The following is a 22,141-nucleotide window of genomic DNA, read 5'->3' on the forward strand; positions in this document are numbered from 1 at the left end:
TAGTCCTTAAATTACCAGCGGAAATGGCTGAAGGCCTTGTTGGCCTCTGCCATCTTGTGCGTGTCTTCGCGCTTCTTCATCGCGGCGCCACGACCTTCGGAGGCGTCGATCAGTTCGCCAGCAAGACGCAGATCCATCGACTTCTCGCCACGCTTCTTAGCGGCTTCACGGAGCCAACGCATAGCCAGGGCCAGGCGGCGCACGGGGCGCACTTCAACCGGCACTTGGTAGTTGGCACCGCCAACGCGGCGGCTCTTCACTTCGACGATCGGCTTGATGTTGTTGATCGCCAGGCTGAAAACCTCGATCGGCTCTTTGCCGGTCTTGGTTTGCACTTGCTCGAGGGCACCGTAGACGATGCGCTCGGCGACGGCCTTCTTACCGTCCAGCATGACGACGTTCATGAACTTGGCGAGCTCGACGCTGCCGAACTTGGGATCGGGCAGAATCTCGCGCTTGGGTACTTCGCGACGACGGGGCATTGTTGCTTCCTTGTGTCTGTTCAGTTGAACCGTGTTTCATTACACGGCCATGGCCGCCCATTGGGACGACCCCTTACGTGCCGCGCTCCTTCCCAAAAGCCGGAGGGCGCGGTCGCACTTCCCTAGTGATGGGCTTCCGCCACGCGGGGTTACTGCTGACTCGTTATTAAGCCTTCTTCGGGCGCTTGGCGCCGTACTTCGAGCGGGCTTGCTTACGATCCTTGACGCCTTGCAGGTCGAGGGAACCGCGCACGATGTGATAACGCACACCGGGCAAGTCCTTCACACGACCGCCACGCACCAGAACCACCGAGTGCTCTTGCAGGTTGTGGCCTTCACCGCCGATGTACGAAATGACTTCGTAACCGTTGGTCAGACGCACTTTGGCAACCTTGCGCAGAGCGGAGTTCGGCTTCTTGGGGGTGGTGGTGTACACGCGAGTGCACACGCCGCGGCGTTGCGGGCAATTTTCGAGCGCGGGGCTCTTGCTTTTGATGATGCTGACTTCGCGCGGCTTGCGCACGAGTTGGCTAATGGTAGGCATGACCTTTGAAATCCCTTTTACGTACCACTGGTAAGTACTTACGTACTCGTCTCCTCAAGCAGTGAATTCTCTCGGAGAAGGCAGTTCGCGCAAAACCGCCTCAAACGTTCATATACGTAAAAGAGCGGGCTTGCCAACAAACCATGACAAACGCACAAAACTGATAGCGGCCGGCATTCAAGGACGAAGTCGCAACAGATGGACCCAAAACCGAAGGCTCGTGACGCACCTGGTTTTAGATCCTGGACTAAGTTCTTGAACTGTTTGCCTTTTGCGTACAGATTTTGCGCGCGAAATAAAGCAGTAAGCCCTTTAGCATAACTGAGATCAAGGCGTACTGTCAAAGTATTTTGTAAGCCCCCGGACGCCGCGCGTTGGCGGCAAAAAGGCAGGGACTTAGGGCCGGCTGGCGCAAAATAGGGTCACGTAGCAGGACGGATCCAACCCTTTGAAACGCGCCGCGCCGCACTCGTCGGACGTTGCGGTGCCTGGGGTAAACCATGAGTATTTTTGGCCTACGGCGCAGTGTAGCTCCGGGCGGGCGTTAATGGTCGGCGAACAAGTAACCGCTGCCGTACACCGTGCGGATGGGCAACATCACGCCCGCCAATTCCGCTTTGCGCCGCAAGCGGCTGACGATCACGTCGATGCTGCGCGATCCGCTAGATCGCACGCCACCGCCTTCCACCCGAAGTTCGTCGCCCAGCTCCGACCGGCCCACTGCCCTGCCCGCCACTTCCAGCAATGAACGGACGATGAGGCGTTCGTTGGCCGACAGCGAGATCGTGGCGCCCGAGGGCGCAGCCAGCGTCCAGCCCTGGTCTCGCAACTCCCATTGGCCGTTGACCGGCTCCTCGTCCGCCTTGTTGTCGGGTGTCGCGGGCAGGCGGCGCGCCAGCGCCAGCAGGATGCAGGAGAGTTCGCGCGGATCCTGCGGTTCGGGCAGACAGGCGTCGGCGCCGCTTTGCAGGCAGCGCAGGCGGCTGTCCACCGACATGCCCCGTCCGGTAACCACGATTCCCATCGACGAAGATCCGTGCAGGCGCGCAACCAGGGCATAGCCGATTTCACCCATCGCCCCCACATCGAGGATCACGGCATCGTAGGTGCCGCTATCGAGTAATCCGAACAGCTCAAGGGATGTCGAGCACCCGCGCGCGGAAATTCCGGCTTGCAGCAACGCGGACACGGCGGCGTTTCGGGCGACCTCGTCCGGCGACATCATAAGTATGCGCAATTGATTCATAGCTAATTCCACCTCTGACCCGAGCCCCGCTGCCGACCGTTTGTGACGTCGGCGAAGGGGACGGTTGAGACAGTGTGGCGTGGTGTTACGCAACAACTCCAGTCAATATTCGTTAACTTTGCAATGTTTGACAGTTCTTGCCACAACGTAGCCAGACTCTCACTTGCCCGAGTTATCATTCGTTTACACAAATTCGCTCACCTTTGCATCAGGCCGCCAACGAGCGCGCAGAAGTGGCAAAACTCCGCGAGAAATTCCGATGAAAATCGCGTCGCTGGAAGACGATCTTGACCAAGCCCGGCGCATACACCAAGTGCTGACCGCTGCGGGATATACGTGCCTCAGTTATCACCAGAGCCGGGATCTGTTGGCCGCGTTGCGCACCGAAAATTTTGATCTGGTGCTGCTGGATTGGCACCTGCCAGACATTGACGGTGACGATGTGGTGCGCTGGTTGCGCGCCAATATCGGTCCGCGCGTACCGGTTATCTTCTTGACCAATCGCTCGTCGGAAGATGATTTGGTCGAAGGGCTGCGCGCGGGCGCCGACGACTACATCGTCAAGCCCCTGCGCCCGCTGGAGTTGCTGGCTCGTGTGGCCGCGCTGCTGCGGCGCAGTCAGATCGCCGAGCCGGCCAACGATGCGTTCGAGGTTGCGCATTACCGCATCGAGCCTGCGGCGCGCGTCATTTCGTTGCACGGCGCCCCCGTGTCACTGGCGCCCAAGGAATTTGAGCTGGCGCTGCTTTTCTTTCGCAATCTGGGCCGGCTGATGTCGCGCGACGTGCTCGCCGAATGCGTCTGGAACCGCGAAATTCCCGCCACGTCCCGCACGTTGGATACGCATTTGTCCAACATCCGTCAAAAGCTCCAGATCCGCCCCGAGCACGGCGTGCGCCTGAGCTCGTCGTACGCGCTTGGCTACCGGTTGGAATTGATAAGCGCCGCTGACGACAGCGCCACCAACCCGTCATAGACGCTACGCGCGCTTTCCTGGAGAACACGATTTATGAGCCGCTGCCGCGCGCTTTCTTCGCTTGCCCTGCTCTGCTGCCTGACCGTGTCCGGCGTGGCGCACAGCCAGCCCGCGGGTGCATTGGGCGACGACTTCATCTACCGCATCCGCCAGGGCGACACCCTGATCGAGCTGGCTACGCAATACACCCGCAACCAAGCTAACTGGACGCAGCTGCAAACCGTAAACAAGGTCGACAAGCCCGAGCAACTGCCGATCGGCCTTGAACTGCGGATCCCGCTGTCGATGATCCCGGTGCGGCCCGCGCCGGCGCGCGTCGTGCACGTTAGCGGCCAAGCGAATATGGACGGCAAGGCACTGCAAGCCGGCGCGAGCGTCTCCGAAGGCAGCACGGTCGTGACCTCGGCGAACGGCTTTGTCACGTTGGAGTTGGCTGACGGATCCAAGCTGACGTTACCTGCCGGCGGGGCCGTTGAATTGTCCCGGCTGCGCCAGTTTGAAGGCACCGCGCTGACCGACTCGGTCATCAACGTTCAGCGCGGCGGTGTTGAATCCACTGTCGCCCCCACCGGACAAGGCGTGGGCCGTTTCGAGATCCGGACGCCGGTCGCCGTGACCGGCGTGCGCGGCACGCGGTTTCGCGTGCAAAGCGGCGCGGGTGGCGTGCAAAGCGAAGTGTTGGAAGGCAGCGTGCGCTTGCAAGCGCACGCACCCGGCACCGAACTGACCAAGCCAGTCGCGGTGGCACGCGGCTATGGCGCCGCGGTGCGCAACGACGGCAGCATGGCGGGCGTGCGCCAGCTGCTGGCCGCGCCAGAACTGGGCCAGCCCACGCGCCGGGGCGGCGGTGCATGGACCAGCGCATTCGCACCGGTGCCGGGTGCCCAAAGCTACCTCGTGCGTGTTTCGCGCGATGCGGAAGGCGCCCTGCCCGTATCATCCGAAAGTTTCGCCGCAAACGACATTCAGTTCCGGGCCCCTGGCCCCGGTACGTACTACGTATCCGTGCGCGCGGTCGACGAGCTGGGCTTGCGCGGCCAGGACGCGGTTGCAATGTTCGAAGGCGCGAATCAATTGATGACGTCGTCCGGCCTTGGGGTCAGCAGCGGCAGCGGCGGATTCATCACGCTGACCGAGTACTAGGGCCGAATCCATGGCCGATGCCACCGACGCCCTCGACCGGACCTCGCGCTCAGGGCTGTGGCTGACGGTGATTCTGGGGATCCTGGCGGCGCTGCTGGGCTTATTGAATGGCTTGGGCCGCGTCGACCAGATCCTTTACGACCGCGCCCTGACCCTGACGGGGCGCCCCGCCGACCCCGACATTCTGATCGTCGCCATTGACGACGCCAGCATAGAGACGCTGGGCCGATGGCCCTGGCGGCGCGCGATCCACGCCGCCTTGATGGACCGCCTGCAAGGCGCCCGCGCGGTCGGTCTGGACTTGATCTTCGCGGAAAGCGACACGGTCAATCCCAACGACGATGCCATCCTGGCCCAGAGCATCTTGCGTAACGGACGAACCGTCTTGCCGGTGGTGCTGGACCGTTTGAACAATCCTTTGGCCATGTCCTCACCCATTGCGGTGGTGGGCAATGCCGCGGCCGCCAGCGGCTTCATCAACGCGCGCGTGGATCCGGACGGCGTGGTGCGTGAAGCCTCGCTGACTGCCCAGTTCGCCGGCGCGCCCTACATGCACATGGCCCTGTCCATGCTCGACATCGGCGGGCAGGCAGATCAGGTGGAACGCCTTCTGCAACGCGCCGCCCCCAGCAGCGACATCCTGATTCCCTACGCCGGCCCGGCGGGTCACATGCGCACCGTCTCGTACCTGGCGGTGTTGCGCGGCGATATCCCGCCCGAAGAAATACGAGGCAAGTACGTGCTGGTGGGTGCGTGGGCGACGGGGCTGGGTGACGCATATCCGACGCCGGTGTCGCACGACCTTAGCGGAATGTCGGGCGTGGAAATCATCGCCAACCTGATGCAGGCGGGGCGCGACGGGCTGTTCTACCAGCGGCCGGCAGCCGCCTGGAACGCACTGTTTTCCGTCCTTCCGGTGTTGCTCGCCTGCCTGGCGCTGTGGCGGCTGTCGCCCAAGCGCGCCCTGCTGGTGAGCATTGCACTGATCGCCTGCATACTGATCGCGTCGTGGTTGCTGCTGGCGTACGCGAGCCTATGGTTCGCGCCTACCGCCGCGCTCGTCGGCGTTGCGCTTTGCTATCCGCTGTGGAGCTGGCGCAGCCAGGAAGCCGCCTTGCGCTACATGGACTACGAACTGCGCCGGCTTCAACGTGAGTACCCGCCCGTTCTTAACGAAGCGCGGGCCCAGCTGACCGGCCCGAACGCGTCGTTGGAAAGCCGCGTGGGCGAACTTCAACGCGCATTGGAACGCGTGCGCAACCTGCGGCGCTTCCTGGCCGACGGGCTGGATGGCATGCCCGATGCCACGCTGGTATTCGACCAGGACGGGCGCATGCAATTTCGCAACCAGGCGGCGGTCATGTATTTCCAGCGGCTTGGCATGCGGCCGCCGCGCGTGGGCCACCCGGCCACGCACTTGCTGGAAAAGACCATTTCCGACACCTCGACGCGACAGCGCGTGGCCGATGCCTTGCGCGGCCAGCTGCCGACGGATGATTCGACTCGCTGGACCGCCGATCTGGAGGTACGCGACTACGCCGGTCGTGACCTTATCCTGAAGTGCGCCCCCATCCATACCGCCGAAGGCGATTTTGCGGGCACGGTGGCCACCCTGACCGATATTTCGCGCATTCGCCAAGCCGAGCGCCAGCGCGAAGAGACGCTGCGATTCATTTCGCACGATATGCGCGCGCCGCAAAGCTCCATCCTCGCGCTGGTCGAGATGAAGCAGGAAAGCGGTGTCCATGAGGGCCAGGGCGAAACGCTTGCGCGGATCGCAACACTAGCCAACCGCACGCTGCATCTGGTGGACGACTTCGTGCACCTGACGCGGGCGGAATCCATGACGATCAGCGCCGTCGAGCTTGATGTGGGCAGCCTGCTGCAAGACGCCGTGGACGAATTCTGGGCGTCGGCGCACAAGCGCGGCATTACGCTGCGACTGCGTACGCCGTTGCCCGTAGCCTACATACGCGGCGACCAGACGCTGTTGATGCGCGCGCTGTGCAATTTGATCGACAACGCCATCAAATACAGCGCCCCCCACACGGGCATCGAGTGCGCGATCGACGCATCGCCCGGGCTCTGGTGCGTGACCATTCGAGATCAAGGCCAGGGCATCGCCGAGTCGGATCTTGCACGCCTGTTCGAACCGTTTTCGCGCGTGGGAGTAGAGAACCGGAATGACGTGGGCGGCGCCGGCCTGGGCCTGGCATTTGTGCGTACCGTGGCCGAGCGCCACGGGGGCTCCGTGCAGGTCAGCAGCAAGATCGGCGTCGGGTCGGTGTTTACCTTCTGCCTGCCCGTGGCGCCGGACGCGGCTTCAGACGCCGCCGCACCGACCGAGCCATCGGCCTGACCGGCCAGGCGCAGACGCGCCCACCCGCGCCTACTGGAAAACGTGCGAAATCACTGCGGGCTTGCCGGCCTTGATTTCGATCGTTGCGCGATACGGTGGCAGGTCTGCGTTGCGCAGGACCACCTGATACTTGCCCGGAATCAGGCGGATTTCCTTGACGGGCGGGCTGATCCCGCGTGCCACTCCGTTCACCCAGACTTCGCCCCAAGGGCGTATATCCAGACGCACGGTGACCGGTACTGCCAGCGGCTTCGGCTTGGGCGTGTCTTCGGCCGGCGTCACCGCGGTTGAAGTGGCGGCGCCTTGCGTAGAAGCCGGCGTGCCAGCGGCAGGCAAAACGGACGGTTCTGCCGGAGCGTTTGCCGTCGCGGCGCTGTTCTGGGTGGACGGCTGCGTGCCGGACTCTGCCCCCGCGCCCGACACAACGGGCGGCGGTCTCGACGCCGCTTGCGGGACGGCAGCAGGTGGCACGGTGGAAGCGGCGGGGGGTGCCGCCGGCGGCGGCACGGGATGCACGGCAGGTGGGTTCGGCATGACAACTTCCGAACTTGTGATCAGCGCGTTCGGCGCGCCTGCCCCCCAATGAAACCAGCCATACACCGCCAGGCCGATCAAAGCCAGAAGGGCAAGCAAGGCAAGCAGCGGACGACGGTTGCGTGCCGGCTTGCGCATCGCCGACGCGGCGGCTGGTGGCGCGGAATGGCCGGCCTCGGCTGTGGGCTCGTCGTCGCTTGCCGCCGGTTCTATGTAAGCGGCCACGCCCAGCAGGGCTGCGAATTCGGCCAGCGTCTGCGGCCGGTCGGCCGGCGACATGGCCAGGCCGCGATCAATCACGGCCAGAAAATCCGGGTTGTATTTCGACAGGCCCAAGGACGCCAGGGGCTCGTATGCATCAGTCGCCCGGCGCTCGGGCGCAGGCGGCGGCCGGTGGCCTGTTACCAATGCATGCATCACGGCGCACAGCGCGTAGATGTCGCTCCACGAGCCACGCGGCCATTCCATCGAATCCGTATAGAGTTCAAACGGCGCAAACCCGGGGCTCGGGCTTCGGCTAGCTCGGCGCGAGCGCGCCACGACAAGCTCGGGCAACAGATGCGCCCGCGCGTTTTCGTCCATGCCTACCGTATCCAGCGTGATATCGCCGCAGATTTCACCCTGCGCATGCAAGGAGATCAGGGACGGCAGCAGGTCCGAGACCAGCCGCTTGATACGCGATTCCGGCACACCGCCCGCCATGCTGGCGGCAATAGCGCTAAGAGGACGCAAAGCCAGAGGCGCGGCGCCGGAGAAAGGGCCACGCGGCGTCAGCAGGCCGGTGGACGTGGACATGATGGGAATTGCGCTCATGCGCGGACTGGTGCGAAGATGGAATAGCGTGAATATTATCCAATTCGCAACACCAGGACATTGCCGAAAATGTCCGAGCGCATCAGGCTGTGGCACGATGGCGTTTCACTCATTCTTCCTACCCCCCTTATAAGCTATGAAAAATCGCCTTCTGAGCAGTCTGCTCGGCGCGACAGTGATGCTGGCGGGCTGCGCCGGGATCTCGTCCCAGAAACCGGAAAGCCCCCCCACCGCCGACGCCCTGGCGCAATTGCAACAAGTCCGGGACACCTACGGCGCGGGCCGCTACGGGGAAGTCATCCGAACGGTTGCCACCTCGGACACGTTGGCCTCGTCCACCAAGGCCGTCCGCATCGAAGCTTACAAGTTGCAGGCGTTCAGCTATTGCGTCAGCCGCTACACCCAACTGTGCGAAGACAGCTTCGCCCGGATCCTGGCGCTGGACCCCTCATTCGAACTGGCTCCCAACGAAGCCGGCCATCCGTCCTGGGGGCCCGTCTTCCAACGCGCCCGCAGCCAGGCAGCCAAGTAACCGCTACCTGGTCGGGATAATAAAAAAAGGCCGCTGATTCGCATCAGCGGCCTTTTTGCTTGCAGCCCCCGCGCCAACCCAGCGCGCGGGGAACTGTCCGGGATTCCGCTTATTCTGCGGAATCGTCCGTGCCGGCGTCGGAAGCCGGGGCCTGATCGTCCGCGCCCACCGTAACCGGCGAGTCTTCGAACGGGTTGGCCTGCTGGCGAGCGGCTTCGCGTTCCGCTGCCTCCAGCTCTTCCTTGTCGCGGCGTGCGTGGTGGTAAGCCAGGCCGGTACCCGCCGGGATGAGGCGGCCGACGATGACGTTTTCCTTCAGGCCACGCAGGTCGTCGCGCTTGCCCATGATGGCGGCTTCGGTCAGGACACGCGTGGTTTCCTGGAACGAAGCGGCCGAAATGAACGAGTCGGTCGACAGCGAGGCCTTCGTGATACCCAACAGCACGTTGTCGTAGGTTGCCGGGATACGGTCTTCGGCAGCCATGCGATCGTTGGCGTTCAGCAGTTCGGAGCGCTCGACTTGCTCGCCCGGGATGAACTCGGTATCACCAGCGTCAACAATGTTCACACGACGCAGCATCTGACGAACAATCACTTCGATGTGCTTGTCGTTGATCTTCACGCCTTGCAGACGGTACACGTCCTGCACTTCGTCGACGATGTACGTCGCCAGCTTCTCGATGCCTTGCAAGCGCAGGATGTCGTGGGGATCGGCCGGGCCGTCCACGATCATTTCGCCCTTGTTCACCACTTGGCCGTCGTGCACCAGAACCTGCTTTTCCTTCGGAATCAGGAACTCGTGGCTCACGCCTTCCAGGTCGGTGATAACCAGACGCTGCTTGCCCTTGGTGTCCTTACCGAACGACACCGTACCGGTAACGTCGGCGAGCATGCCGGCGTCCTTGGGCGAACGGGCTTCGAACAGTTCGGCCACACGCGGCAGACCGCCGGTAATGTCGCGGGTCTTTTGCGATTCTTGCGGAATGCGCGCCAGAACTTCACCCACGGCAACCTGCTGGCCGTCACGCACGGTAATCAGCGCGCCCACCGGGAACGAGATGTTCACCGAGTGATCGGTGCCGGCGATCTTGACGTCTTCGCCAGCTTCGTTGACCAGCTTGATCTGCGGACGCATGACGATCTTGCCGCCACGGGTCTTCGGCGTGATGACGACGAGCGTCGACAGGCCGGTGACTTCGTCCACCTGCTTGGCAACGGTCACGCCTTCTTCGATGTTCTCGAAGCGGACGGCGCCGCCGTATTCCGACACGATCGGACGGGTCAGCGGGTCCCACGTCGCCAGACGTGCGCCAGCCTTCACAGCTTCGCCATCGCCAACCAGCACGGTCGCGCCGTACGGGATCTTGTGGCGTTCGCGCTCGCGGCCGTTGTCGTCGAAGATCGCCAGTTCGCCCGAGCGCGAAATCGCAACGCGTTCGCCCTTGGCGTTCGTGACATAGCGCATCGTGCTGGCAAAGCCGACCAGACCGCTGGACTTCGTTTCGACCGCGCTGGCCAGAGCCGAACGCGACGCCGCGCCACCGATGTGGAACGTACGCATCGTGAGCTGCGTGCCCGGTTCACCGATGGACTGGGCAGCGATAACGCCAACTGCCTCGCCTTGGTTGACCGGCGAACCGCGACCCAGATCGCGGCCGTAGCAGTGTGCGCACAGACCGTGACGCGTTTCGCACGTCAGCGGGGTGCGGACCTTGACTTCGTCCACGCCGATGCGGTCGATGGTGTCGACCAGGTCTTCGTCCAGCAGGGTACCGGCGACGATGGCCGTTTCCTGCGTGTCCGGGTTGATGATGTCCACGGCGGCAACACGACCCAGGATGCGGTCGCGCAGCGGTTCGATGACTTCACCACCTTCCACCAGGGCCTTCATGTTGTAGCCCAGCGACGTACCGCAATCGTCCTCGGTGATCACCAAGTCTTGCGTCACGTCGACCAGACGACGAGTCAGGTAACCCGAGTTCGCGGTCTTCAGTGCCGTATCAGCCAGACCCTTACGCGCGCCGTGAGTCGAGATGAAGTACTGAAGCACGTTCAGACCTTCACGGAAGTTCGCGGTAATGGGCGTTTCGATAATCGAGCCGTCCGGCTTGGCCATCAGGCCGCGCATACCGGCCAGCTGGCGGATCTGGGCGGCCGAACCGCGGGCGCCCGAGTCAGCCATCATGTAGATCGAGTTGAACGATTCCTGGCGCACTTCTTCGCCGTGACGGTTCACAACCGGCTCGGTGGCCAGTTGTTCCATCATCGCCTTGCCGACCTTGTCGCCGGCCTTGCCCCAGATGTCCACCACGTTGTTGTAGCGTTCCTGGGACGTGACCAGACCCGACGAGTACTGCTTGTCGATTTCCTTCACTTCGCGGCTGGCTTCGGCCAGGATGCCTTCCTTGGCGGTCGGGATCAGCATGTCGCCCATGGCGATCGAGATACCACCGCGCGTGGCCAGCTTGAAGCCGGACTGCATCAGCTTGTCGGCGAAGATCACCGTGTCGCGCAAGCCGCAACGGCGGAACGACTGGTTGATCAGGCGCGAAATTTCCTTCTTCTTCAGGGCCTTGTTCAGGACCGTGAAGGGCAGACCCTTCGGCAGAATTTCGGACAGCAGCGCGCGGCCGACCGTCGTTTCATGACGGCGGATCACGGGTTGCCATTCGCCTGCCTCGTCGCGCTCGTGCTCTTTCAGACGCACGGTCACGCGGGATTGCAGTTCGACTTCGCCGTTGTCATAGGCGCGTTGCACTTCAGCGACGTCGGTGAAGAAAATGCCTTCGCCGCGGCCGTTGATGCGCTCACGCGTCGTGTAGTACAGACCCAACACGATGTCTTGGGACGGCACGATCGACGGTTCGCCGTTGGCCGGGAACAGCACGTTGTTGGACGCCAGCATCAGCGTGCGCGCTTCCAGCTGGGCTTCCAGCGACAGCGGCACGTGGACAGCCATCTGGTCACCGTCGAAGTCGGCGTTGAACGCCGCGCAAACCAGCGGGTGCAGCTGGATGGCCTTGCCTTCGATCAGGACCGGTTCGAACGCCTGGATGCCCAAACGGTGCAGCGTGGGCGCACGGTTCAGCATGACCGGGTGTTCGCGGATGACTTCTTCCAGGATGTCCCAGACCACCGGTTCCTGGCTTTCCACCAGCTTCTTGGCAGCCTTGATGGTCGTGGCCAGGCCCATCATCTCCAGACGATTGAAGATGAACGGCTTGAACAGTTCCAGGGCCATCAGCTTGGGCAGACCGCACTGATGCAGCTTGAGCTGCGGGCCCACCACAATGACCGAACGGCCCGAGTAGTCGACGCGCTTGCCCAGCAGGTTCTGACGGAAACGACCGCTCTTGCCCTTGATCATGTCGGCCAGGGACTTCAGCTGGCGCTTGTTGGCGCCCGTCATGGCCTTGCCACGGCGACCGTTGTCCAGCAGCGAGTCAACGGCTTCCTGCAGCATCCGCTTTTCGTTGCGCAGGATGATTTCCGGCGCCTTGAGCTCCAGCAGGCGCTTCAAGCGGTTGTTGCGGTTGATGACGCGGCGGTACAGGTCGTTCAGGTCGGAGGTCGCGAAGCGGCCGCCGTCCAGCGGGACCAGCGGACGCAGGTCCGGCGGCAGCACGGGCAGCACTTCCATGACCATCCACTCGGCCTTGATGCCCGACTTCTGGAAGCCTTCCAACACCTTCAGGCGCTTGGAAATCTTCTTGATCTTGGCTTCAGAGCTGGTGGCCTTCAACTCGCCGCGCAGCGTTTCCACTTCGCGGTCGATGTCGATGGTGCGCAGCAATTCGCGCACGGCTTCCGCGCCCATCAGGGCACGGAAATCGTCGCCGTACTCTTCGGTCTTGGCGAGGAAATCGTCGTCCGACATGATCTGGCCGCGCTTGAGCGGCGTCATGCCAGGTTCGATCACGCACCAGGCTTCGAAGTACAGAACGCGTTCGATGTCGCGCAGGGTCATGTCGAGCACCATGCCCAGACGCGACGGCAGGCTCTTCAGGAACCAGATGTGCGCGACGGGGCTGGCCAGCTCGATGTGGCCCATGCGTTCACGGCGAACCTTGGCAACGGTGACTTCAACGCCGCACTTTTCGCAGATCACGCCACGATGCTTCAGGCGCTTGTACTTGCCGCACAAGCACTCGTAGTCTTTGATCGGGCCAAAGATCTTGGAGCAGAACAGACCGTCACGTTCAGGCTTGAACGTGCGGTAGTTGATGGTCTCGGGCTTGCGAACTTCGCCGTAAGACCACGAACGGATCTTCTCGGGCGAGGCGATGCCGATCTTGATGGCATCGAATTGCTCGTCTTGCGAGACTTGCTTAAATAGGTCGAGTAGCGCTTTCATTAGTTACGCTCCAAATCCATGTCCAGGGCCAACGAGCGGATTTCCTTCACCAGCACGTTGAACGATTCCGGCATGCCGGCGTCGATGACGTGGTCGCCCTTGACGATGTTTTCGTATACCTTCGTACGGCCGGTGATGTCGTCCGACTTCACCGTCAGCATTTCTTGCAGGGTGTACGCGGCGCCGTATGCTTCCAGCGCCCACACTTCCATTTCCCCGAAACGCTGACCACCGAACTGCGCCTTACCACCCAGCGGCTGCTGCGTGACCAGCGAGTACGGACCCGTCGAACGCGCGTGCATCTTGTCGTCGACCAAGTGGTGCAGCTTCAGGTAGTGCATGTAGCCAACCGTCACGGGGCGCTCGAATTTCTCGCCCGTGCGGCCGTCAAACAGCCATGCCTGCGTACGCGAAGGCGTCAGTGCCATGCGCTCGGCGACGTCGTCCGGATAGGCCAGCTCCAGCATCGTGGTGATTTCCTCTTCCGTCGCGCCGTCGAAGACGGGCGTCGCGAACGGCACGCCGTTCTTGAGGTTCTGGGCCATTTCCATGACTTCTTCGTCGGTCAGCTCGTCGATGCGGGCGCCGGAACCGGTCGTGTTGTAGACCTTGTCCAGGTAGGCACGGACGTTCTTGACCTGCGCAGTGCGCTCGTCGCGCAGCAGATCGGCAATGCGGTGGCCCACGCCCTTGGCAGCCCAGCCCAAGTGCACTTCCAGCACCTGACCGACGTTCATCCGCGAGGGCACGCCCAGCGGGTTCAGAACGATGTCGGCCGGCGTGCCGTCAGCCATGTGCGGCATGTCTTCCACCGGGGTGATACGCGAAACCACACCCTTGTTACCGTGACGGCCTGCCATCTTGTCGCCAGGTTGCAGACGACGCTTCACGGCCAGGTAGACCTTGATCATCTTCAGCACGCCCGGGGGCAGCTCGTCGCCCTGCGTCAGCTTCTTGCGCTTCTCTTCGAAGGCCAGATCAAACTGGTGACGCTTCTGCTCCAGCGATTCCTTGGCTTGCTCCAGCACGACAGCGTGCGGCTCATCGGCCAGACGGATGTCGAACCACTGCCAGCGGTCCAGATCAGCCAGGTAAGCCTTGGTGATCGTGGCGCCCTTGGCCAGCTTGCGCGGGCCGCCGTTGACGGTCTTGTTGACCAGCATCTTTTCGATACGGTCGAACTGGTCGTTTTCAACGATGCGCAGCTGGTCGTTCAGGTCTTGGCGATAGCGGCGCAGTTCATCGTCAATGATGGACTGGGCGCGCTTGTCGCGCACGATGCCTTCACGCGTGAACACTTGCACGTCGATCACGGTGCCGGTCATGCCCGAAGGCACGCGCAGCGAGGTGTCCTTAACGTCGGACGCCTTTTCACCGAAGATGGCGCGCAGCAGCTTTTCTTCCGGCGTCAGCTGGGTTTCGCCCTTCGGCGTGACCTTGCCGACCAGCACGTCGTCGGCGCTGACTTCGGCGCCAATGTACGTGATGCCCGAATCGTCCAGACGGTTCAGTTGCGTCTCAGCCAGGTTGCTGATGTCGCGCGTGATTTCTTCCGGACCCAGCTTCGTGTCGCGGGCGACAACCGTCAGTTCCTCGATGTGCACCGAGGTGTAGCGGTCATCGGCAACAACCTTCTCGGAGATCAAGATCGAGTCTTCGAAGTTGTAGCCGTTCCACGGCATGAACGCGATCAGCATGTTCTGACCCAGGGCGAGTTCGCCCAGGTCGGTCGATGCGCCGTCAGCCAGCACGTCGCCCTTGGCGACCTTGTCGCCACGCTTGACGATAGGACGCTGGTTGATGTTCGTGTTCTGGTTGGAACGGGTGTACTTGATCAGGTTGTAGATATCGACACCGACTTCGCCGGCGACGTTTTCTTCGTCGTTCACGCGAATCACGACGCGCTCGGCGTCAACGTGGTCGACCAGGCCGCCACGCAGTGCTTGCACGGTCGTGCCCGAGTCAACGGCCACGGTGCGTTCGATACCCGTACCCACGACCGGCTTTTCCGGACGCAGGCAAGGCACGGCCTGACGTTGCATGTTGGCGCCCATCAGTGCGCGGTTCGCGTCGTCGTGCTCAAGGAACGGAATCAGCGAAGCAGCCACCGACACGATCTGCGACGGGGCAACGTCCATGTAATGCACGTTGGCCGGCGAGGTCAGCATCGTTTCGCCTGCTTCACGGCAAGCGACCAGGTCGTCAACGAAGGCGCCCTGCTCGTCCAGCGCGGCGTTAGCCTGTGCAATGACGTAGTGGCTTTCTTCGATGGCCGACAGGTAATCGATCTGCTCGCTGACGCGGCCGTCGATAATCTTGCGGTAAGGCGTTTCCAGGAAGCCGTACTCGTTCAAGCGAGCGTACAGCGCCATGGAGTTGATCAGACCGATGTTCGGGCCTTCCGGCGTTTCGATCGGGCAGACACGGCCGTAGTGGGTCGGGTGCACGTCGCGGACTTCAAAGCCGGCGCGCTCGCGGGTCAGACCGCCCGGGCCCAGTGCGGAAACGCGACGCTTGTGCGTGATTTCCGACAACGGGTTGGTTTGGTCCATGAACTGCGACAACTGGCTCGAACCGAAGAACTCCTTGATGGCAGCCGAGATCGGCTTGGAGTTGATCAGGTCGTGCGGCATCAGGTTTTCGGTCTCGGCCTGGCCCAGACGTTCCTTGACGGCACGCTCGACACGCACCAGGCCGGCGCGGAACTGGTTTTCGGCCAGTTCGCCAACGCAACGCACGCGACGGTTGCCCAAGTGATCGATGTCATCGATCTGGCCACGGCCGTTACGCAGCTCAACCAGCACCTTGATGGTTTCAAGGATGTCTTCGTTGGTCAGCGTCATCGGACCGGTGATGTCTTCACCACGGCCCAGACGGCTGTTGACCTTCATGCGGCCCACGCGCGACAGATCGTACGTCTCTTCGCTGTAGAACAGACGTTGGAACAGCGCTTCCACCGCTTCTTCGGTGGGGGGCTCGCCAGGACGCATCATGCGGTAGATGGCAACACGCGCGGCCATCTGGTCGGCGGTTTCATCAGTGCGCAGGGTTTGCGAAATGTACGGACCACGGTCCAGATCGTTCGTGTAGAGCGTCTGGATGTCGTAGACGTTCGAGGCGCGCAAGGCGCCCAGCACGCTTTCCGTGATTTCGTCGTTGGCGTTGGCGATGACTTCGCCGGTATCTTCGTCAACGATGTTCTTGGCCAGCACACGGCCGTACAGGAAGTCTTCCGGCACGGAGATGCGCTGGATGCCGCCGGCAGCCAGGTCGCGCAAATGCTTGGCATTGATGCGCTTGTCTTTTTCGACGATGACCTTGCCATCGCGGTCCGAGATGTCGAAGCGGGCCATTTCGCCCTTCCAACGTTCGGGCACGAATTCCATCATGGCGCCTTCGCTCTTGAGTTCGAAGTTATCGAAGTCAAAGAAGTTGGCCAGGATGGATTCCGGCGTCATGCCGATGGCCTTGCACAGGATCGTGACAGGCATCTTGCGACGACGGTCGACGCGGAAGAACAGGACGTCCTTGGGGTCGAATTCGAAGTCCAGCCACGAGCCGCGGTAAGGAATCACGCGGGCCGAGAACAGGAGCTTGCCGGAGCTGTGCGTTTTGCCGCGGTCGTGTTCGAAGAACACGCCAGGCGAACGGTGCAGCTGCGACACGATGACACGCTCGGTGCCATTGATGACAAAGGAACCCGTGCTGGTCATGAGCGGAATTTCGCCCATGTAGACTTCCTGTTCCTTCACTTCTTTCACGGTCGGCTTGCTGACTTCGCGGTCAAGCAGCACCAGGCGGACCTTGGCTCGCAGGGGCGAGGCATAGGTCAGACCACGTTGCTGACATTCCTTGACATCGAACACCGGTTCGCCGAGCACGTAGCTCACGAACTCCAAGCGCGCCATACCGTTGTGACTAACGATCGGGAAAATCGACGAGAACGCCGCCTGCAAACCGTCGGCTACGCGATCGGACGGGGCGGTATCCGCCTGCAGGAAAGTTAGGTAGGATTGAAGCTGTGTCGCCAAAAGGAAAGGAACGTTTTGAACGTCTTCACGCTTGGCGAAGCTTTTGCGGATGCGCTTTTTTTCGGTGTACGAGTAAGGCATGAGCACTCCGACTCGAGGTTGCATGGGCCGTCAACCACGGCCCTAGGTGATACGACTCCAGGAAACCCCCCTGAAAGGGCATACCCCCAGTAGGGGTTTCCTGGAAACGCAAAAGCCCGGGGACTGCAAACTGTGCTGTCCCCGGGCAGTTGACGCAGGTCTTACTTGACTTCGACCTTGGCGCCAGCTTCTTCCAGCTTCTTCTTGGCGGCTTCGGCGTCAGCCTTGGCCACAGCTTCCTTGACGGGCTTCGGAGCGCCGTCAACCAGGTCCTTGGCTTCCTTCAGACCCAGACCGGTCAGCTCGCGCACGGCCTTGATGACGCTGACCTTGTTCGCGCCGGCTTCCAGCAGGACGACGTTGAACTCGGTTTGCTCTTCAGCAGCGGCAGCAGCGCCACCAGCGGCGGGAGCAGCAACAGCGACAGCGGCGGCAGCAGCCGACACGCCGAACTTCTCTTCCATTTCCTTGATCAGCTCGGACAGCTCGAGCACGGTCATGCCAGCGATGGCGTCAAGGATTTCAGCTTTGTTAAGTGCCATTTTTAAGAACTCCAAATATTTTGGTAATGCCAGGGTTTGGGTGTCGCTTCGTCGTTCAGCGAATTCCGGACAGCAGGGCGATTAGGCCGCTGCCTTTTGGTCGCGCACAGCCGCGAGGCCACGGGCGAACTTGGTCGGAACTTCGTTGAGCGTACGCACGAATTGCGCGATCGGGGCTTGCATGGTGCCAAGCAGTTTCGACAGCAACTCTTCGCGGGACGGCATGGTGGCCAAGGCCTTCACACCATCTTGAGTCAGCAGGCTGTTGGGCAATGCGCCCGCCTTGATGACCAGCTTGTCGTTGCTTTTCGCGAAACCAGCGATAACCTTGGCCGCCGAAACCGGATCAGTGCTGATGCCATAGATCAGCGGACCGGTCAGTTGCTCAGCCAACGGCTCGAAAGCCGTGCCGGCAACAGCACGACGGGCCAGCGAGTTCTTCAGAACTCGCAGATACACGCCCGATTCACGCGCAGTTTTGCGCAGTACGGTGACAGAGGCGACGTCCAGACCACGGTACTCAGCGATAACAATCGATTGTGCCTTGGCGACTTCAGCCGAGACTTCCTCGATTACCACCGCTTTCTCTTGACGATTGAGACTCACGGTTTGAACACTCCATCAAAAGACGCCTGGGGCCGGAGCCTTGCGCGTCAACCGAATGCGGCGCCTGGTCGAGTTCTTCGTGTAAAGAAATCTTCCTGGGGACGCCGTCTACGCTGGATCCGAACTAGATGAGCTTCGGGATTAAGCGGGGCAGCGGGGGTGCGAGCACCGTTCCACTACCCTGCTCCAGCGGTCTTTGACAGCAACATCCGGAGGAATCCGGATGCAGCCCAAAGTACGTTTACTGCTGTTGGCTTAGTTGGAAGCCGACAGCGAGGCAATTTCAACGCGAGCACCGCCGCCCATCGTGGACGAAACGGCCAGCTTGCGCAGGTAAATGCCCTTGGCAGCTGCGGGACGGGCCTTTTGCAGGGCGTCGACCAGAGCAGCCAGGTTGGTTTGCAGCTGTTCCACGCCGAACGACGCACGGCCGATCGTTGCGTGGATGATGCCAGCCTTGTCGGTACGGTACTGAACCTGACCGGCCTTGGCGTTCTTGACAGCGGTGGCGACGTCAGGCGTCACGGTGCCGACCTTCGGGTTCGGCATCAGGCCACGGGGACCCAGGATCTGGCCCAGGGCACCCACGACACGCATCGTGTCGGGCGAAGCGATGACCACGTCAAAGTCCATTTGACCGGCCTTGATCTGGTCAGCCAGGTCGTCCAGGCCAACGATATCGGCGCCGGCGGCCTTGGCGGCTTCAGCCTTGTCGCCTTGGGCGAACACGGCAACGCGAACCGACTTGCCGGTACCGGCGGGCAGCACGACCGAACCGCGAACCAGTTGGTCCGACTTCTTCGGGTCGATGCCGAGCTGCACGGCCACGTCAATGGATTCATTGAACTTGGCGACGGCGGTTTCCTTGACCAGGGTCAGGGCTTCAGCGACCGGGTACAGCTTGGTGCGGTCGATCTTTTGTGCAATAGCGGCGGCGCGCTTAGACAGTTTTGCCATGATTAGATCCCCTCAACCGTGATGCCCATGCTGCGGGCGCTGCCAGCGATCGTACGCACAGCGGCGTCCAGATCAGCGGCGGTCAGATCGGGGCCCTTGGCCTTGGCGATTTCTTCAGCTTGGGCGCGGGTCAGCGTGCCGACCTTGTCGGTATGCGGCTTGGGCGAACCCTTTTGCACACCGGCAGCCTTCTTGATGAGGACCGTCGCGGGCGGGGTCTTCATGATGAAGGTGAAGCTCTTGTCCGCGAAGGCGGTGATCACCACCGGAATCGGCAGACCAGGCTCCATGCCTTGGGTCTTGGCGTTGAACGCCTTGCAGAATTCCATGATGTTCAGGCCGCGTTGACCCAGTGCCGGGCCAATCGGGGGGGAGGGGTTAGCTTTACCAGCCGGTACTTGCAGCTTGATAAAGCCGACGATCTTTTTCGCCATGCTTTGCTCCTTGCGGGTTATATCGCCCCGGCGTTAACAGCCTGGGCTCCCCGGGGGTTGAAATCAGGTCTTTTCGACCTGGCTGAAATCGAGTTCGACGGGTGTGGCACGACCAAAAATGGTGACCGACACGCGCACCTTGCTCTTTTCGTAATTGACTTCTTCGACGTTGCCGTTGAAGTCTGCAAACGGACCTTCCTTGACCCGAACCATCTCGCCCACTTCGAAAAGAATCTTGGGGCGGGGCTTCTCGACACCCTCTTCCATCTGGGAGAGGATCTTTTCGACTTCCTTTTCGGAAATCGGGGTCGGACGGTTGCCCGAGCCACCCAAAAAGCCGGTGACGCGGTTCGTGTTCTTGACCAGATGCCACGTTTCGTCGGTCAGGTCCATTTCTACCAGGACATAACCGGGGAAAATGCGGCGTTCGGTGATCGATTTTTGACCACCCTTGACCTCGACGACTTCCTCGGAGGGCACAAGGATGCGGCCAAAGGACGTTTGCAAGGCCGCGCGCTCGATGCGCTCTACCAGGGCCTTGTGAACGCTCTTTTCCATGCCGGAGTACACATGGACGACATACCAACGCTTACTCATTCGCCGTCCTTATTTCCAGCCCAACAACAGGCCGTAAAGAATCCATTCGATGCCCTTGTCGAGCACCCACATGAAAATGCCCATGACCGCCACGAACGCAAAAACGATACCCGTCATTTGGGTCGTTTCCTTGCGGGTGGGCCATGCGACACGCTTGACTTCGTTGTAGGACTCGCTGGCAAAGCTCAGGGTGCGGCGGCCGGGCTCGCTGAACCAGGCAATTGCGGCTGCAATCACAAGGCCGCCGACAAACACGCCGATACGTGCAGGCATCGGCTGTGCGCTAAGCACGGAAAACCCGACGATGCCAGCAATAACGACGAGAACCGCCAGGCCGAGCTTGACCCGGTCGGCGGTGCTAGTTACGGTTTCTACGCTGGTATTAGACATATTGCGACGCGAGCCGCCGTGAATGCGTAACTCGCGATGATCTCCCGCGGGTTTATCCTGGCGGTGGCAGGGGCAGTAGGAATCGAACCTACAACCTTCGGTTTTGGAGACCGACGCTCTGCCAATTGAGCTATGCCCCTAAAACACTACTGGCTTGCACTACATTCACTGACTTTCCGCTCAGCGCCTACGCGCAGGGTCACGGAACCGAACATCATACTACTTTTACAGCAAAGATGGATAGAGGGACTTGAGAGTCCACTCTACCCATCTGGGTATTGCTTACTTCAGGATCTTGGCGACGACGCCGGCGCCGACGGTACGACCGCCTTCACGGATAGCGAAACGCAGGCCTTCTTCCATGGCGATGGGAGCCAACAGCTTGACCGTCATGGCCACGTTGTCGCCCGGCAGAACCATTTCCTTGTCGGCCGGCAGCTCGATCGTGCCCGTCACGTCCGTCGTGCGGAAGTAGAACTGGGGACGATAGCCTTGGAAGAACGGAGTGTGACGGCCGCCTTCTTCCTTGGACAGGATGTACACCTCGGACGTGAAGTCCGTGTGCGGGGTGATCGAGCCCGGCTTGGCCAACACTTGGCCGCGCTGGACGTCTTCACGCTTGGTGCCGCGCAGCAGGATGCCCACGTTGTCGCCAGCTTGACCTTGGTCCAGCAGCTTGCGGAACATTTCAACGCCCGTGCAAGTCGTCTTGACCGTCGGCACCAGGCCCACGATTTCGATTTCTTCGCCGACCTTGACGATGCCGCGTTCGATACGGCCAGTCACCACCGTGCCACGACCCGAGATCGAGAACACGTCTTCAACCGGCATCAGGAACGTGCCGTCCACGGCGCGCTCGGGCGTCGGGATGTACGAATCCAGTGCAGCGGCCAAAGCCATGATGGCTTGCTCGCCCAGTTCGCCCTTGTCGCCTTCCAGCGCCAGCTTGGCCGAACCCTTGACGATCGGGGTGTCATCACCCGGGAAGTCGTACTTGGACAGAAGTTCGCGAACTTCCATTTCCACCAGCTCGAGCAGCTCGGCGTCGTCAACCATGTCAGCCTTGTTCAGGAAGACGATGATGTACGGCACGCCAACCTGGCGGCTCAGCAGAATGTGTTCACGCGTTTGCGGCATCGGGCCGTCAGCGGCCGACACAACCAGAATCGCGCCGTCCATTTGCGCCGCGCCCGTGATCATGTTCTTCACATAGTCAGCGTGGCCCGGGCAGTCAACGTGAGCGTAGTGACGCGCTTCGGTTTCGTACTCGACGTGGGCGGTGTTGATCGTGATGCCGCGAGCCTTTTCTTCAGGAGTCGCATCGATCTGGTCGTAGCCCTTGGCTTCGCCACCGAACTTGTTCGACAGAACGGTCGTGATAGCTGCCGTCAACGTCGTTTTGCCGTGGTCAACGTGACCAATCGTACCCACGTTCACGTGCGGCTTGGTACGTTCAAACTTGCCTTTTGCCATGGCTGACTCCTGACCTGGATTGCGCTTCAGACTGAAGAAAAGAACTT

17 protein-coding genes and 1 tRNA gene are annotated in these 22,141 nt (G+C 61.7%); 4 read left to right on the forward strand and 14 right to left on the reverse strand.

What is annotated here, in order from left to right:
• Positions 1-11 precede the first annotated feature (11 nt).
• From rpsG to DVB37_RS27970, 3 genes are all read right to left on the reverse strand, one after another.
• The gene (gene rpsG, locus DVB37_RS27960) at positions 12-482 is read right to left on the reverse strand and encodes a 30S ribosomal protein S7 (RefSeq protein WP_006216561.1); all 471 of its coding nucleotides are present in this window, start codon (positions 480-482) and stop codon (positions 12-14) included.
• A 166-nt stretch (positions 483-648) separates the two neighbouring features.
• Positions 649-1,026 (reverse strand): 30S ribosomal protein S12, encoded by a 378-nt coding sequence (rpsL, locus tag DVB37_RS27965; protein ID WP_005017264.1) that lies wholly within the window; start codon positions 1,024-1,026, stop codon positions 649-651.
• A gap of 544 nt (positions 1,027-1,570) precedes the next feature.
• Positions 1,571-2,272, reverse strand: a complete 702-nt coding sequence (locus DVB37_RS27970) for a response regulator transcription factor (protein ID WP_120157332.1) — start codon at positions 2,270-2,272, stop codon at positions 1,571-1,573.
• A gap of 259 nt (positions 2,273-2,531) precedes the next feature.
• Here DVB37_RS27970 and DVB37_RS27975 point away from each other — a divergent pair, with 259 nt between their 5' ends.
• The 3 genes from DVB37_RS27975 to DVB37_RS27985 are packed head-to-tail and all read left to right on the forward strand — an operon-like array spanning position 2,532 to position 6,750.
• Positions 2,532-3,248, forward strand: coding sequence for a response regulator transcription factor (locus tag DVB37_RS27975; protein ID WP_046806043.1), 717 nt, complete (start codon positions 2,532-2,534; stop codon positions 3,246-3,248).
• Between the two features lie 33 nt (positions 3,249-3,281).
• On the forward strand, positions 3,282-4,391 hold the full coding sequence (locus DVB37_RS27980; RefSeq protein WP_120157333.1) for a FecR domain-containing protein: 1,110 nt from the start codon (positions 3,282-3,284) through the stop codon (positions 4,389-4,391).
• 10 nt (positions 4,392-4,401) lie between these two features.
• Entirely contained in the window at positions 4,402-6,750 is a 2,349-nt protein-coding gene (locus DVB37_RS27985) for a CHASE2 domain-containing protein (protein ID WP_120157334.1), read from the forward strand.
• Positions 6,751-6,780: 30 nt separating this feature from the next.
• Here DVB37_RS27985 and DVB37_RS27990 read toward each other — a convergent pair whose 3' ends face one another.
• Positions 6,781-8,079 (reverse strand): serine/threonine protein kinase, encoded by a 1,299-nt coding sequence (locus tag DVB37_RS27990; RefSeq protein ID WP_120157335.1) that lies wholly within the window; start codon positions 8,077-8,079, stop codon positions 6,781-6,783.
• Between the two features lie 154 nt (positions 8,080-8,233).
• Between DVB37_RS27990 and DVB37_RS27995 the strand changes: the two genes are divergently transcribed.
• Positions 8,234-8,629, forward strand: a complete 396-nt coding sequence (locus DVB37_RS27995) for a TssQ family T6SS-associated lipoprotein (RefSeq protein WP_046806047.1) — start codon at positions 8,234-8,236, stop codon at positions 8,627-8,629.
• Between the two features lie 109 nt (positions 8,630-8,738).
• Here the strand turns inward: DVB37_RS27995 and rpoC are convergent, their stop codons facing one another.
• The 10 genes from rpoC to tuf form a co-directional block, all read right to left on the reverse strand.
• On the reverse strand, positions 8,739-12,983 hold the full coding sequence (gene rpoC / locus DVB37_RS28000) for a DNA-directed RNA polymerase subunit beta' (RefSeq protein WP_046806048.1): 4,245 nt from the start codon (positions 12,981-12,983) through the stop codon (positions 8,739-8,741).
• Positions 12,983-17,095, reverse strand: coding sequence for a DNA-directed RNA polymerase subunit beta (rpoB, locus tag DVB37_RS28005; protein ID WP_046806049.1), 4,113 nt, complete (start codon positions 17,093-17,095; stop codon positions 12,983-12,985). Before rpoB ends, rpoC begins: the two co-directional genes overlap by 1 nt.
• 161 nt (positions 17,096-17,256) lie before the next feature.
• Complete coding sequence (rplL, locus tag DVB37_RS28010; RefSeq protein WP_006216571.1) at positions 17,257-17,637, reverse strand: 50S ribosomal protein L7/L12; 381 nt, start codon at positions 17,635-17,637, stop codon at positions 17,257-17,259.
• 81 nt (positions 17,638-17,718) lie between these two features.
• Positions 17,719-18,243, reverse strand: coding sequence for a 50S ribosomal protein L10 (gene rplJ / locus DVB37_RS28015; RefSeq protein ID WP_006216572.1), 525 nt, complete (start codon positions 18,241-18,243; stop codon positions 17,719-17,721).
• Between the two features lie 255 nt (positions 18,244-18,498).
• Positions 18,499-19,200, reverse strand: a complete 702-nt coding sequence (rplA, locus tag DVB37_RS28020; RefSeq protein WP_006392088.1) for a 50S ribosomal protein L1 — start codon at positions 19,198-19,200, stop codon at positions 18,499-18,501.
• 2 nt (positions 19,201-19,202) lie between these two features.
• Positions 19,203-19,634 (reverse strand): 50S ribosomal protein L11, encoded by a 432-nt coding sequence (gene rplK, locus DVB37_RS28025; protein ID WP_046806050.1) that lies wholly within the window; start codon positions 19,632-19,634, stop codon positions 19,203-19,205.
• Between the two features lie 63 nt (positions 19,635-19,697).
• Positions 19,698-20,231, reverse strand: a complete 534-nt coding sequence (gene nusG, locus DVB37_RS28030; RefSeq protein ID WP_006216576.1) for a transcription termination/antitermination protein NusG — start codon at positions 20,229-20,231, stop codon at positions 19,698-19,700.
• 9 nt (positions 20,232-20,240) lie between these two features.
• Positions 20,241-20,621, reverse strand: coding sequence for a preprotein translocase subunit SecE (gene secE, locus DVB37_RS28035; RefSeq protein WP_046806052.1), 381 nt, complete (start codon positions 20,619-20,621; stop codon positions 20,241-20,243).
• A 64-nt stretch (positions 20,622-20,685) separates the two neighbouring features.
• Positions 20,686-20,761, reverse strand: a tRNA-Trp gene (locus DVB37_RS28040).
• A 142-nt stretch (positions 20,762-20,903) separates the two neighbouring features.
• Positions 20,904-22,094, reverse strand: a complete 1,191-nt coding sequence (gene tuf / locus DVB37_RS28045) for an elongation factor Tu (RefSeq protein WP_006221899.1) — start codon at positions 22,092-22,094, stop codon at positions 20,904-20,906.
• Positions 22,095-22,141 lie beyond the last annotated feature (47 nt).

It is taken from the genome of Achromobacter sp. B7 (genome assembly GCF_003600685.1).
In the GTDB taxonomy this organism is placed as follows: Bacteria; Pseudomonadota; Gammaproteobacteria; order Burkholderiales; family Burkholderiaceae_B; genus Achromobacter; species Achromobacter spanius_B.

What these genes read in the sequence shown, in the direction of transcription:
- rpsG (WP_006216561.1), bottom strand. Translation starts at nt 482, where the DNA reads ATGCCCCGTCGTCGCGAAGTACCCAAGCGCGAGATTCTGCCCGATCCC.
- DVB37_RS27985 (WP_120157334.1), top strand. Translation starts at nt 4,402, where the DNA reads ATGGCCGATGCCACCGACGCCCTCGACCGGACCTCGCGCTCAGGGCTG.
- DVB37_RS27990 (WP_120157335.1), bottom strand. Translation starts at nt 8,079, where the DNA reads ATGTCCACGTCCACCGGCCTGCTGACGCCGCGTGGCCCTTTCTCCGGC.
- DVB37_RS27970 (WP_120157332.1), bottom strand. Translation starts at nt 2,272, where the DNA reads ATGAATCAATTGCGCATACTTATGATGTCGCCGGACGAGGTCGCCCGA.
- rpoC (WP_046806048.1), bottom strand. Translation starts at nt 12,983, where the DNA reads ATGAAAGCGCTACTCGACCTATTTAAGCAAGTCTCGCAAGACGAGCAA.
- tuf (WP_006221899.1), bottom strand. Translation starts at nt 22,094, where the DNA reads ATGGCAAAAGGCAAGTTTGAACGTACCAAGCCGCACGTGAACGTGGGT.
- DVB37_RS27995 (WP_046806047.1), top strand. Translation starts at nt 8,234, where the DNA reads ATGAAAAATCGCCTTCTGAGCAGTCTGCTCGGCGCGACAGTGATGCTG.
- DVB37_RS27975 (WP_046806043.1), top strand. Translation starts at nt 2,532, where the DNA reads ATGAAAATCGCGTCGCTGGAAGACGATCTTGACCAAGCCCGGCGCATA.
- rplL (WP_006216571.1), bottom strand. Translation starts at nt 17,637, where the DNA reads ATGGCACTTAACAAAGCTGAAATCCTTGACGCCATCGCTGGCATGACC.
- rplK (WP_046806050.1), bottom strand. Translation starts at nt 19,634, where the DNA reads ATGGCGAAAAAGATCGTCGGCTTTATCAAGCTGCAAGTACCGGCTGGT.
- DVB37_RS27980 (WP_120157333.1), top strand. Translation starts at nt 3,282, where the DNA reads ATGAGCCGCTGCCGCGCGCTTTCTTCGCTTGCCCTGCTCTGCTGCCTG.
- secE (WP_046806052.1), bottom strand. Translation starts at nt 20,621, where the DNA reads ATGTCTAATACCAGCGTAGAAACCGTAACTAGCACCGCCGACCGGGTC.
- rplA (WP_006392088.1), bottom strand. Translation starts at nt 19,200, where the DNA reads ATGGCAAAACTGTCTAAGCGCGCCGCCGCTATTGCACAAAAGATCGAC.
- nusG (WP_006216576.1), bottom strand. Translation starts at nt 20,231, where the DNA reads ATGAGTAAGCGTTGGTATGTCGTCCATGTGTACTCCGGCATGGAAAAG.
- rpoB (WP_046806049.1), bottom strand. Translation starts at nt 17,095, where the DNA reads ATGCCTTACTCGTACACCGAAAAAAAGCGCATCCGCAAAAGCTTCGCC.
- rpsL (WP_005017264.1), bottom strand. Translation starts at nt 1,026, where the DNA reads ATGCCTACCATTAGCCAACTCGTGCGCAAGCCGCGCGAAGTCAGCATC.